The 12,229-nt window shown below is 70.2% G+C and carries 11 protein-coding genes; 1 reads left to right on the plus strand and 10 read right to left on the minus strand.

All coding sequences use genetic code 11. The features are described from left to right. Window positions 1-19 precede the first annotated feature (19 nt). The gene (gene rarD, locus Q0R63_RS13895; RefSeq protein WP_295698419.1) at window positions 20-955 is read left to right on the plus strand and encodes an EamA family transporter RarD; all 936 of its coding nucleotides are present in this window, start codon (window positions 20-22) and stop codon (window positions 953-955) included. 26 nt (window positions 956-981) lie between these two features. Here rarD and Q0R63_RS13900 read toward each other — a convergent pair whose 3' ends face one another. The 10 genes from Q0R63_RS13900 to nuoI form a co-directional block, all read right to left on the minus strand. Beyond that, window positions 982-2,334 (minus strand): D-arabinono-1,4-lactone oxidase, encoded by a 1,353-nt coding sequence (locus Q0R63_RS13900; RefSeq protein ID WP_295698341.1) that lies wholly within the window; start codon window positions 2,332-2,334, stop codon window positions 982-984. Then, complete coding sequence (locus tag Q0R63_RS13905) at window positions 2,331-3,506, minus strand: amino acid deaminase/aldolase (protein ID WP_295698343.1); 1,176 nt, start codon at window positions 3,504-3,506, stop codon at window positions 2,331-2,333. The genes Q0R63_RS13900 and Q0R63_RS13905 overlap by 4 nt, the downstream gene beginning before the upstream one ends. Window positions 3,507-3,548: 42 nt before the next feature. Next, entirely contained in the window at window positions 3,549-4,217 is a 669-nt protein-coding gene (locus Q0R63_RS13910; RefSeq protein WP_295698345.1) for an MOSC domain-containing protein, read from the minus strand. A gap of 40 nt (window positions 4,218-4,257) precedes the next feature. Beyond that, complete coding sequence (locus Q0R63_RS13915) at window positions 4,258-5,262, minus strand: polyprenyl synthetase family protein (RefSeq protein WP_295698347.1); 1,005 nt, start codon at window positions 5,260-5,262, stop codon at window positions 4,258-4,260. A 7-nt stretch (window positions 5,263-5,269) separates the two neighbouring features. Beyond that, window positions 5,270-6,889, minus strand: coding sequence for an NADH-quinone oxidoreductase subunit NuoN (gene nuoN / locus Q0R63_RS13920; RefSeq protein ID WP_295698350.1), 1,620 nt, complete (start codon window positions 6,887-6,889; stop codon window positions 5,270-5,272). Further along, a complete protein-coding gene (locus Q0R63_RS13925) occupies window positions 6,886-8,442 on the minus strand; it encodes an NADH-quinone oxidoreductase subunit M (RefSeq protein WP_295698352.1) in 1,557 nt (518 codons plus the stop codon). The genes nuoN and Q0R63_RS13925 overlap by 4 nt, the downstream gene beginning before the upstream one ends. Further along, entirely contained in the window at window positions 8,442-10,358 is a 1,917-nt protein-coding gene (nuoL, locus tag Q0R63_RS13930; protein WP_295698420.1) for an NADH-quinone oxidoreductase subunit L, read from the minus strand. The genes Q0R63_RS13925 and nuoL overlap by 1 nt, the downstream gene beginning before the upstream one ends. Window positions 10,359-10,437: 79 nt before the next feature. Further along, window positions 10,438-10,737 (minus strand): NADH-quinone oxidoreductase subunit NuoK, encoded by a 300-nt coding sequence (gene nuoK / locus Q0R63_RS13935; RefSeq protein WP_295698356.1) that lies wholly within the window; start codon window positions 10,735-10,737, stop codon window positions 10,438-10,440. Then, on the minus strand, window positions 10,734-11,513 hold the full coding sequence (locus Q0R63_RS13940; RefSeq protein ID WP_295698359.1) for an NADH-quinone oxidoreductase subunit J: 780 nt from the start codon (window positions 11,511-11,513) through the stop codon (window positions 10,734-10,736). Before Q0R63_RS13940 ends, nuoK begins: the two co-directional genes overlap by 4 nt. Beyond that, window positions 11,510-12,190, minus strand: a complete 681-nt coding sequence (gene nuoI / locus Q0R63_RS13945) for an NADH-quinone oxidoreductase subunit NuoI (RefSeq protein ID WP_295698362.1) — start codon at window positions 12,188-12,190, stop codon at window positions 11,510-11,512. Before nuoI ends, Q0R63_RS13940 begins: the two co-directional genes overlap by 4 nt. Window positions 12,191-12,229: the final 39 nt, after the last annotated feature.

The following is a 12,229-nucleotide window of genomic DNA, read 5'->3' on the forward strand; positions in this document are numbered from 1 at the left end:
CGACCTCAGCGGGAGGATCGTGGCTGAGCCCTCCGGGACGCCCGGCCCGGACGAGGCCCGGCGGGGCGCGCTCTACGGCTTCGCGGCATACCTGGCCTGGGGTGCCTTCCCGCTCTACTTCCACGCCCTCATCCCGGCGACGGCGCTCGAGATCCTCGCGCACCGCATCGTCTGGACCTTCGTCCTCTGTCTCGCCATCCTCATGGTCCGCCGCGACCTCGCGTGGCTGCGTCCGCTGGCCCGGCGTCGCCGCCTCGTCGCGGGCATCAGCGTCGCGGCGGTGCTCGTCGCGATCAACTGGGTCGTCTACGTCGAGGCCGTCGTCAGCGGCAACGTCACCGAGGCGGCGCTCGGCTACTTCCTCAACCCCATCGTCACCGTGGCCCTGGGCGTCTTCGTGCTCGGCGAGAAGCTGCGTCCCCTGCAGTGGGTGGCCGTCGGCGTGGGCCTCCTCGCCGGGGTCTACCTGTCGGTCGCCGGCGGCCGCGTGCCGTGGATCGCGCTGATCCTGGCCTTCAGCTTCGCCGGCTACGGCCTGGCCAAGAAGCGGCTGGGTGAAACGCTGCCCGCGCTCCACAGCCTGACCGCCGAGACCGTCGTGCTGTCACCGATCGCGCTCGGGGTCATCGTCTGGCTCGGGGTGACCGGTCAGCAGACCTTCACCCAGGGCCCACCGCTCCACCCGGCCCTGATCATCCTCGGCGGAGCCATCACCGCCGGCCCCCTCATCCTCTTCGCCGCCGCGGCCCGCCGGGTGCCACTGGTGACGATCGGCCTGCTCCAGTTCATCACCCCGGTCCTCCAGCTGCTCTGCGGCGTGCTGCTCCTGGGTGAGCACATGAGCACCGAGCGCTGGATCGGTTTCGGCATCGTCTGGCTCGCCCTCCTGCTGCTGTCCGTCGACTCCCTCGCCGCCCGCCCCCGCTCGCCCGCCGAGGTCGCGCATCTGCGGTGAGGTCGGCGGGTTGGGAAGATTCGGCGTCAGTCGCCGAGCACCCGTCGGGTGTAGGCGTTGGCCATCACCCGGTCGGGGTCGACAGCGTCACGCACGCGCCGGAAGTCCGCGAACCGCGGATAGGCCCCCTCGAAGAACTCCGCGTCGCGGGTGTGCAGCTTGCCCCAGTGCGGGCGGCCCCCGTGGGCGAGCGCGATCTCCTCGAAGGCGGCAAAATACCGCCGGTGGTCCAGGCGGTGGTACTGGTGGACGGCGACATAACAGCTCTCGCGCCCGTATGCCGTGGACAGCCATACGTCGTCGGCCGCAGCCACGCGCACCTCGACCGGAAACGGCAGCAGCTCGCCGCTGCGCTCCACCCACGCCCTCAGGTCGGCCATCACGTCGACCAGCGCCGCCCTGGGGAGGGCCCACTCCGACTCGACGAAGCGGACGGCACGCTCGCTGACGAAGACGCGGTGCGCGTGGTCGACGTAGTCGCGGGCCGACAGGGCCCGCGCAGCCACCCGGTTGATCCGCGGTGTCAGGGACGGTCGTGCGACCGCGAGCCGGTTCGTCCGCTCGAAGAGCCGGTTGGACAGCAGGTCGTCATCCAACCGGGCCCGCCAGCGCGGGACCGGACGACGGGGAGTCCCGGCCACGACCCGGTCGTTGCGCTTCACCTGCACGCGGTCGGTGTGGGGGAACCAGTAGAACTCGAGGTGGTCGTGGCCCTCGGCCTCGGACCCGATCGTCGCCAGCAGCGGCTCCAGCGGCTCCGGTGTCTCCCACGCGTGCAGCAGGAACGCCGGGACGACCGCGAGGGTGACCTCGGTCATGATTCCCAGTGCTCCCAACGAGATTCGCGCCGCCTGGAAGAGCTCGGGCTCCTGATCCGGCGACGCCTCGACGACCCGACCGTCCGGCAGGGCGATCCGCAGCCGGCGCACCCCGGCCGCGAGACCGGTGAGCCCGAGCCCGGTGCCGTGGGTGCCGGTGCCCAGCGCTCCCGCGATGGTCTGCCGGTCGATGTCGCCGAGGTTGGGCAGGGCCAGGCCGCGCCCGAGCAGCCCGTTCGCGAGGTCCCGGATGGTCGTCCCGGCACGGACGGTCACCTCGCCGCAACCGCTCTCGTCCGGTTGAACCACCGCGACGACCCCCGCGATCCGGTCGAGACGCACCTGGACACCGTCGGTCACGGCCACGTCCGTGAACGAGTGCCCGGCGCCGACCGGCTTGACCGTCAGGCCGCCATCCCGGGCCGCGCCGAGCAGCCGGGCGACCTCGTCCTCGGACTCCGGCACGGCCACGAGCGGGGTCGCCCGCTGGTTGCCGGCCCAGTTCGTCCACGCCTGCCGGCGACCCGAGAGGAGCGCCGGCACCGGCGCGCCAAGGCTCATCCGAAGCTCCAGCCCTCACCGCGGTAGGTCGGCACGGTGCCTGTGACCCGCTCGCCCTCCACGAGGTGCACCTCGGTGAAGCGCTCCATCAGCTCGCCGGCCTTGGCATGCCGCAGCCACACCCGGTCACCGAGACCCATCGTGTCCACCGCCCGCCCCAGCAGCGGAGTCTGCACCTCGCCGGTGCCCTCGTTCTTCCTCAGACGCAACCGTTGTGCCGCCACGGGTTGGGGCACCCGGGACCAGCCTGGTGCGCCGCTCGCCACATACCCCCCGCCGAAGGCGGTGACCATCCCCGGCCCGGGTCGTCGGACCACGGGCAGCGCGAAGACGGCGGCCGGCGTCGGGCGGAAGTCGCGGTAGCCGTCGAACAGGGTGGGGCCGTAGAGGCCCGACCCGGCGGCGAGCTCGGTGAGCACGGGGTCCTGCCCGGTGATGTGGAGGCTGCCCGTGCCGCCCCCGTTGACGATCTCCAGGGCGACCCCGGCCACGGAACGGACCGCCTCGGCGACGGCCGAGCGGCGGGTGCGCAGGTCGCGGTCGGAGAGCTGCTTGACGAGGCGCACGGGGAACGAGGTGTCGGGGAGCCCGGCGATCTGGGCGTCGTAGAACATCAGACCGACGACGGCGAAGCCGGCGGTGACGGCCGCCTCGGCGAGCACCGCGGCGTCGACGGGAGAGCGCAGTGGCGAGCGGCGGACCCCGAGGTGGACCCTGCCGAGGCGCAGCGACGCGTCGACGTCGAGGCAGACGCGGAGCTGCTGCCGCCCCGTCGCAGCAGCCGCCAGCAGCTCGAGGTGCTCGGCGGAGTCGACCATGAGCGTGATGGCCCGGGCGAGCAGAGGGTCTCCGGAGAGCTCCGCCAGCGCGAGGGCGTCGACGCTCGGGTAGCCCATCAGGATGTCGTCGTGACCCTCGCGCGCGAGCCAGATGGCCTCGCGCAACGAGTAGGCCATGACGCCACGAAAACCCTTGCGCCGCAACGTCTCGTCGAGCAGTGCCCGGACGCGGACCGACTTGGAGGCCACCCGGATGGGCATCTCACCGGCCCGGCGCACGAGGTCGTCGGCGTTCGTGCGGAGTGCGCTCAGGTCGACGACCGCGAACGGCGCCGCAACCCCGGCGGTCGCGCGATCCAGTCGCTCGAGGTCGGCGTTCGTCAGCGAGGCCACGGATCGACCCTACCCGCCCGCCCGACCGGGTATCCGCAGGAGTCAGCCGATCGAGAACGTCCGCCCCTGCTCGGCCATCTCCCGCGTCTCCCCGTCCAGGTCGTCGCCGGCCGCCAGCAGCCCGGGCAGCAGGTCGGGCTCCAGCGTCAGGGCACGAAAGACGTCGGACGTGCGCACCCCGTGCCCGGGCCGGTGCAGCACGACGACCTCGTCGCCCGCCTGCACGAGTCCCGGGGTCACGACGCTGAGGTAGGCCCCCGAGAGGGCGGTCTGCGTGAAGGTCTTCAGCCAGCCCTGCTTCCCGATGTGGGCCCGGAAGGTGCCGCAGGGGATCCGCGGCGCGGTGACCTGCAGCACGACGGTCGGCCCGACCTGCCACCGTTCGCCGATCAGCGCGTCGCTGACGACGAGGCCGCTCGTCGTGAGGTTCTCGCCGAAGGCACCGTTGTCGAGCGGGCGGCCGAGCACCTCGGCAAAGCCGTCGAGCTCCTCACGGGCATACGCGTAGACCGCCTGGACGTTGCCGCCATGGTGCCTGCTGTCACCGATCTCGTCCCCGACGATCCCGCTGCCCAGGCCACCGTGCTTCGGCCCCGGCGCCCGCACCTCGACCGGTCCGTCGACGGGCCGCTTCTCGATCCCCGTCGGCAGGTTCTTCGAGGAGCGGATGGGTCGGAGGTGGCCGAGGTTGACGGTGAGGATGCTGGGCACCCCCTCAGCCTAGGACCTGAGCGGTCAACCGACGCGGCGGTCAGCCGACGCGGTCGGTGACCGACCGGACGAGGGTCTGCAGGGCGGTGCGCGCCGACGACTCCGGCAGGGCGTCGAGCAGGGCGCTCGCCGAGTGGCCGACCGCCTGGGTCTCGGTCCGCGCCCGTTCCAGTGCCGGGTTGATTCGCAGCAGGGCGAGCGCCTCGGCGTGCCGGTCGGGGTCGCGCAGGTCGGCGCCCAGGAGCTCACGCAGCCGGGCGTCCTGCGGGTCGGTCGATGCCTTGGCGTGGAGCGCGGCGAGGGTGTCGACACCCTCGCGCAGGTCGGTGCCGGGTGTCTTGCCCGTCTCGGTCGCCTCCGAGGAGATGTCGATGAGGTCGTCGGCCAGCTGGAACGCAACGCCCAGCTGCTCGCCGTATGCCGTGGCGAGACCGACCACCTCGGCTGAGCATCCGCCGAACATCGCGCCGTAGCGGGCCGCCGTGGCGATCAGCGCCCCGGTCTTGTCGGCGAGGACCCCGAGGTAGTAGTCGACCGGGTCAGCGCCGGGCGGGCACGGACGGTCGTCGCGGATCTGCCCGCCGCACAGCCGGACGAAGGTCCGCGCCTGGATCCGCACGGCGTCCGGACCGAGGTCGGCGATGAGCTCCGAGGCCTTCCCGAAGAGCAGGTCGCCGATCAGGATCGCCACCGAGTTGCCGTAGCTCGCGTTGGCACTCACCACGCCCCTGCGCACGTCGGCCTCGTCCATCACGTCGTCGTGGTAGAGCGAGGCGAGGTGGGTGAGCTCGACCCCGGCGGCGGCACGGACGACGTCGTCCGAGATCCCGGAGCCCAGCTCCGAGACGAGCAGCGTGAGGATGGGACGCAGGCGCTTGCCGCCCGCGGCCAGCAGGTGGCCCGAGGCGTCGGCGATGAGCGGGTCGTCGTGGTCGACGACCTCGCGAATGAGGGTGTCGACACGCGACAGGCCAGCGTGCAGGCGGTCCGCGAGCTCGGGACCGACCCCGGGGAGCGCGAAGACCGGGGGGGCAGCAGAGGTCATGGCCGCGTCATCGCAGGAACTGGGATGCCGACGCGGACAGCTGCAGCAGCTCGGTCGGCCACACCCCGAGGACCAACGTCATCGCCGCGCCGAAGGTGATCGCGATCGTGGTCATCACCGAGGGGGTGACGACGGCCACCGCGTCGTTCTGCGAGTCGGTGAAGTACATCAGCACGATGATGCGCACGTAGACGAACACGGTGACCGCACTGGCGAGCAGTCCGACCACGACCATGATCGTGCCGGTGGCCCCGGAACGCAGGGCCGGTTCGAAGACCGCGAACTTGGCGGTGAAACCGGAGGTGAGCGGGATGCCGGCGAACGCGAGCAGCAGGAAGGCGAACGTCCCCGCCGTCCACGGGTGGCGTCTCCCCAGACCCGCCCACTGCGACAGGTGCGTCGCCTCGGCGCCGTCGGCGCGGACCAGCCCGACGATGGCGAAGGCGGCAATCGTCGTCAGGCCGTAGCTGACGAGGTAGAACATCACGCCGCTCACGCCCGTCCGGTCGAAGGCGAGGACGCCGACGAGGATGAAGCCGGCGTGCGCGATCGAGGAGTACGCGAGCAGCCGCTTGACGTCGGTCTGCGTGACCGACAGGACGGCGCCCACGACCATCGTCAGGATCGCGACGACGGCGATCGCCGGCGACCACTGCCAGCGGGCGGACTCGATGCCGACGTAGACCACGCGCAGGATGGCCCCGAAGGCGGCGAGCTTGGTGGCGGCGGCCATGAAGCCGGTGACGGGCGTCGGCGCGCCCTGGTAGACGTCGGGGATCCACGAGTGGAACGGCACCGCACCGACCTTGAAGAGCAGCCCGACGGCGACGAGGAACACGCCGGGGACGAGGAGCCCGTTGAGCTCGGACCCCCCCTGCGGGATCGCCGCGGCGATGTCGGGGAGGTAGACCGAGCCGGAGTAGCCGTAGAGCAGGGCCGTGCCGAAGAGGAAGAACGCCGACGAGAAGGCGCCGAGGAGGAAGTACTTCAGCGAGGCCTCCTGGGAGATCAGGCGCCGGCGCCGGGCCAGACCGGTCAGGAGGTAGAGCGGCAGGGACAGGACCTCGAGCGAGATGAACATCGTCAAGAGGTCACCGGCGGACGGGAAGAGCATCATCCCGGCGACGGCGAACAGGGTCAGGGGGAAGACCTCGGACGTCATCGACCCGGCGCGCAGCGCCAGCGCCTCCTGGCCCGAGCCGGGGGTGGCCGAGCCCATCGGGGTGAAAGCGTCGGCGCCCACGCCGCCGAGGCGTTCGGCCATCGTCAGGACGCCGAGGATGGCGAAGACCAGGATGGTGCCCTGGAGGAACAGGGCGGGACCGTCGATGATGACCGACCCGAGGACGGCCCCTCCGAGCACCTTGAGACCGGCGGTGGCCGTCTGGTGGTTGACCGCCAGCAGGACGAGGAGGAGGAAGGCCGCGACGAGCCCGGCGAGCGTGAGGCCCACCTGCGCGGCATACCGCGACCTCAGCGGGACGAACGCCTCCACCAGCACCCCGACCGTCGCGACGCCGAGGACGACCAGGATCGGGGACAGCGCGGCATAGTTGAAGGTCGCGGGGACGAGGTCGACGCCGGGGAGCTGGGCACCGAGGTATTGAGCACCGAGGGCCGGGATCACTTGGTGACTCCTGTCGTCGGCTGGGCCGGGTCCGCGACCGTGACGACGGACGCCGGGTCGGTGACCCCGACGTAGCCGAGGGTGGTGCGGATGGCCGGGTTGATGATGTCCATGACCGGCTTGGGGTAGAAGCCGAGCACGAGGAACAGGGCGATGAGCGGGACGACGACCCACTTCTCGCGCGCCCCGAGGTCAGGGGTCCCCTTCGCGAGGTCCGGCTTCGGCCCGGTCATCATCTTCTTGAACATCAGCAGGATGTAGAGCGCCGCGAGGATGATGCCGATCGTCGCGATGACGGCCGCCACCTGGTAGCGCTGGAAGGTGCCCACGAGGGTGAGGAACTCGGCGATGAAGGCCCCAAGCCCCGGAAGGGCGAGACCGGACAGGCCGGCCACGAGGAAGGACCCTGCGAGCAGGGGTGTGACCCGTTGCCACCCGCCGAAGTCCTCGATCCGCTTACTGCCCCGCCGGTTGACGAGCATCGCGGCGAAGAGGAAGAGGGCGGCCGTGGTGAACCCGTGGTTGACCATGTAGAGGGTCGCGCCCGCGCCGCCCGTCGTCGTCATCGCGAAGATGCCGAGGACGATGAAGCCGAAGTGGCTGATCGAGGTGTAGGAGATCAGCCGCATGATGTCCGTCTGGCCGATCGCGAGCAGGGCGCCGTAGAGGACCGAGATCACCGCGAGGACGATGACGACGGGGGTCGCCCACTTCGAGGCCTCCGGGAACAGCTGGAGGCAGAAGCGGATCATGCCGTAGGTGCCGACCTTGTCGAGCACGCCGACGAGCAGGACAGCAGTCGCCGGCTTGGCCTCGGTGGCCGCGTCCGGGAGCCAGGTGTGGACGGGGAACATCGGGGCCTTGACCGCGAAGGCGATGAAGAACCCGAGGAAGAGGAGCCGTCCGGTCGACTCGCTCAGGTGGAGCCCGGTGAGCTTCTGGACGAGGAACCCGTCGACCCCGCCGGGGCCCTGGGTGTACAACCCGATGACCGCAGCCAGCATGATCAGCCCGCCCGCGAGCGAGAAGACCAGGAACTTCACCGCGGCGGCCTGGCGCCGTTGGCCGCCGTACTGGCCGATGAGGAAGTAGACCGGGATGAGCATGGCCTCGAAGAAGACGTAGAAGAGGAACACGTCGGTGGCCGCGAAGACCCCTACCATGAACGTCTCGAGGACGAGCATGAGGGCGAAGTAGTTCTTCTCCCGTGAGGTCCCCTCCTCGCCCGGCAGGTCGTGCCAGGCGGCGAGCAGGCAGATCGGGGTGAGGATCGTCGCCATGAGGATCAGCGCCAGGGCGATCCCGTCGACGCCGAGCGCATAGCTGACGCCGAACTGGGGAATCCACTGGTGCTGCTCGACGAGCTGGAACTGCGCCGTGGAGTGCGGCGAGAAGGTGAGGGCGGCGGCGACCGTCAGCGCGAGCGTCACGAGCGAGAAGCCCAGCGCGATCTGCTTGGCCCGGGGTGCGAGCCCGGCGGGCAGGACCCAGACCACGATCGCGCCGACGAGGGGGACGAGCCCCATCAGGGTCAGCCAGGGGAACTGGTTCATCACTGCATCACCCAGACGGCACCGAGGATGATGACGACGCCGGCCAGCATCGTCAGGGCATAGCTGCGGACGTAGCCGTTCTGGAGCTTGCGCAGCCTGGTCGAGGCCCCGATGACGAGGGCGCCGAGCCCGCTCGCCGCCCCGTCGATGCCCCGGGTGTCGGTGAAGACGAGGGAGCGGGTGAGGTGGATGCCGGGCCGCATCAGGGCGCCCTCGTTGACGGCGTCCTGGTAGAGGTCGTTGCGGGCCGCCTGGGTCACGAGGTTGCCGTGGGGGGCGATCTCCGGCACGACGTCACGCACGTAGCGGACCCACGCGAGCCCGGCCCCGGCGAGGACGAGCACCAGGGTGAGCCCGAGCAGGAGGTTGGCCGGCAGCACCGGTTCCCCTTCCGTCCCTGCCGTGATCCCGAACACGGGGTTCAACCACGACTGGAGCAGGCTGGTCTGGCCGAAGCCGAGGATGGCGCCGAGGACCACGGAGCCGAACGCGAGCACCATCATCGGGATCGTCATCGTCAACGGGGACTCGTGCGGGTGGTGGATGTCCTCGGTCCAGCGCTTCTTGCCGTGGAAGGTCATGAAGAACAGGCGCGACATGTAGAACGCCGTGATACCCGCACCGATGAGTGCGGCCAGGCCGAAGACCCACGGCCGCCAGCCCTCCCCGATGAACGCGGCCTCGATGATCTTGTCCTTGGACCAGTAGCCGGCGAAGGGTGGGACGCCGAGGATGGCGAGCCACCCCATCATGAAGGTGGCCCAGGTGATCGTCATGACCGTGCGCAGACCACCGAAGCGCCTCATGTTGACCTGGTCGTTCATCCCGTGCATGACCGAACCGGCGCCGAGGAACATCCCGGCCTTGAAGAAGCCGTGGGTGAGCAGGTGGAAGATCGCGAACACATAGCCGACCGGACCGAGTCCGGCGGCCAGCATCATGTAGCCGATCTGGCTCATCGTCGAGGCGGCGAGCGCCTTCTTCATGTCGTCCTTCGCGCACCCGACGACGGCCCCGAAGAGCAGGGTGATCGCGCCGACGATGACGACGACCAGCTGCGCGGTGGGCGATCCCTCGAAGATGGCGTGGCTGCGCACGACGAGGTAGACGCCCGCCGTCACCATGGTCGCCGCGTGGATCAGCGCGGACACCGGTGTCGGGCCGGCCATCGCGTCGCCGAGCCAGCTCTGCAGGGGGAACTGGGCCGACTTGCCGCAGGCCCCGAGGAGCAGGAAGAGGCCCATCGCGGTGAGCGCCCCCGGGCTGGCGTTGGCGGCCCCGGCGTCGACGGAGGCGAAGTCCACGTGGCCGAACTGGAAGAACATGATCATGATCGCGACGGACAGCCCGAGGTCACCCACGCGGTTGGCGATGAAGGCCTTGTTGGCAGCCGTCGCATACGCCGGGTTGTCGTTCCAGAACCCGATCAGCAGCCACGACGCGAGGCCGACGCCCTCCCAGCCGACGTAGAGCAGCAGGTAGCTGTCGGCCGTGACCAGGAGCAGCATCGCCGCGACGAAGAGGTTGAGGTAGGCGAAGAACTTCCGCTTGTCGGGGTCGTCCTTCATGTAGCCCAAGGAGTAGACGTGGATGAGCGACCCGACGAACGTAATGAGCAGCACGAAGGCCATCGACAGCGGGTCGAGGCGCTGGCCGGCGTCGAGGTTGAAGGAGCCGACGTTGATCCACGAGAAGAGGTGGAGGTGGGCGGCCCGGTCGGCGTCCGCGCGGCCGGCCATCGAGATGACGACGAGCAGACCCACGACGAACGAGCCCCAGGACAGCAGGGTCGCGAGGAGGGGTCCGAACGCGTTGGTGCGCTTGCCACCCACGAGCAGGATGGCGGCCCCCAGCGCGGGGAGCGCGACGAGCAGCCAGGCGTATGCCGTGATGCCCGACGCCGTGACGGCGGTCACCGGCCCCTCCCCAGCGAGGGCGACCGGCCCGGCATACGCACCGAGTCCGTTGGTGAGTGTGTGCACTCCTGGTCGCTCCTTACAGCTTCATCAGGTTGGCGGAGTCGACGGAGGCCGACCGGCGGGCCCGGAAGATCGCCATGATGATGGCGAGCCCGACGACGACCTCGGCCGCAGCGACGACCATAACGAAGAGTGCAATGACCTGTCCGTCCAGGGTGCCGTGGACGCGGGCGAAGGTGACGAAGGCGAGGTTGGTCGCGTTGAGCATCAGCTCGACGCCCATGAAGACGATGATCGCGTTACGGCGCAGCAGCACCGTGACCGCGCCGATCGAGAAGAGGATCGTCGCGAGGTAGATGTAGTGGCTGAGGCTCATCGGGCGCTCCCGTCCTCGATCTCGGCCTCGATGGCCTGCTCGGCGGCGTGGAAGGTGATCGGCGTGGCGACCTGGTCACGGGAGACCAGGACCCGCGAGACCGACAGCTCGCTCGGTGTGCCGTCGGGGAGCAGGGCCGGGGTGTCGACCGCGTTGTGGCGCGCGTAGACCCCGGGCGCCGGCAGGCCGGCGACGTAGGTGTTCTCGCGGACCCGTCGCTGCGACCACTCCCGCTGGCTGAGCTTCTCGGTCAGCCGCTGGCGGTGAGCCAGCACCATGGCCCCGATCGCCGCGGTGATCAGCAGGGCGGAGGTGAGCTCGAAGGCCCAGACGTACTTGCCGAAGACGAGGAACGCCACACCGCTGATGTTGCCGCCACCGTCGGCGGGGTTGTTGACCGCCTCGAGCCCCTTGGTCGCCGGCAGGGTGATGCTGCCGAGCGCGAGGAACATCACGACGGCGAGACCGAGGCCGAGGACGTAGCCCGCGACCCGCTGGCCCTTGATCGTCTCGACGATGGAGTCGGAGGAGTCGATGCCGACGAGCATCAGCACGAAGAGGAAGAGCATCATCACGGCGCCGGTGTAGACGAAGATCTGGACGATGCCGAGGAACTCCGCCTGCTCCATGACATAGAGGACGCCGAGGTTGATCATCACGAAGGCCATGCACAGGGCGGCGTGGACGGCCTTGCGGACGAAGACCAGCCCGAGCGCCGCGACCACCATGAGGGTGCCGAGGATCCAGAAACCGACAGCCTCGCCGGTGCCGGTCATCGGCGGTTGCTCTCGAGAGAGGCGACCTCGTCGGCGTGGTCGTGGGCCCAGGCCTCCTGCTCACGGGTCGAGCCGGTGACCTTGCCGAGGTAGTAGTCGCGCTCCTCCATCCCGTCGACCATCGGGTGCGGCGACGGCAGCATGCCCTCCTGCACCGGGGCGAGCAGCTGGTCCTTGGTGAAGATGAGGTCGCCACGGTTGTTGTCCGCGAGCTCGTAGACGTTGGTCATCGTCAGTGCCCGGGTCGGGCAGGCCTCGATGCACAGCCCGCAGAAGATGCAGCGCAAGTAGTTGATCTGGTAGACGCGACCGAAACGCTCGCCGGGCGAGAACCGACCGGTACCGCCCTCCGCGATCGGGGTGTCGTCGTTGCTCGCGCCCTCGACGAGGATGGCGTCGGCCGGGCAGGCCCAGGCGCAGAGCTCGCACCCGATGCACTTCTCGAGGCCGTCCGGGTGCCGGTTGAGCTGGTGACGACCGTGGTAGCGGGCCTCGGTGGGCCGTTTGACCTCGGGATACTCCTCGGTCAGGACCTTGCGGAACATCGTCGCGAAGGTCACGCCGAAGCCGCCCAAGGGGGCGAGGAAGTCGGCGATACCGCCACCCTGACGCTCCGGGACCGACGACGAGGACGAGGTCGGACGCCCGTCACCGCTGCCGGGGACCGGGCGGGACATCGGCGGCACCTGACGTTTTGCCGGTGGGGTGGCGGGGGG

The sequence above is a fragment of the Lapillicoccus sp. genome (assembly GCF_025353065.1).
GTDB lineage: Bacteria > Actinomycetota > Actinomycetes > Actinomycetales > Dermatophilaceae > Lapillicoccus.

Bases quoted from the DNA above. Each gene is read 5' to 3' on its own strand.
- Q0R63_RS13900 (WP_295698341.1), bottom strand. From the start codon at position 2,334: ATGAGCCTTGGCGCGCCGGTGCCGGCGCTCCTCTCGGGTCGCCGGCAG.
- nuoI (WP_295698362.1), bottom strand. From the start codon at position 12,190: ATGTCCCGCCCGGTCCCCGGCAGCGGTGACGGGCGTCCGACCTCGTCC.
- Q0R63_RS13925 (WP_295698352.1), bottom strand. From the start codon at position 8,442: ATGAACCAGTTCCCCTGGCTGACCCTGATGGGGCTCGTCCCCCTCGTC.
- nuoK (WP_295698356.1), bottom strand. From the start codon at position 10,737: ATGAGCCTCAGCCACTACATCTACCTCGCGACGATCCTCTTCTCGATC.
- Q0R63_RS13940 (WP_295698359.1), bottom strand. From the start codon at position 11,513: ATGACCGGCACCGGCGAGGCTGTCGGTTTCTGGATCCTCGGCACCCTC.
- Q0R63_RS13915 (WP_295698347.1), bottom strand. From the start codon at position 5,262: ATGACCTCTGCTGCCCCCCCGGTCTTCGCGCTCCCCGGGGTCGGTCCC.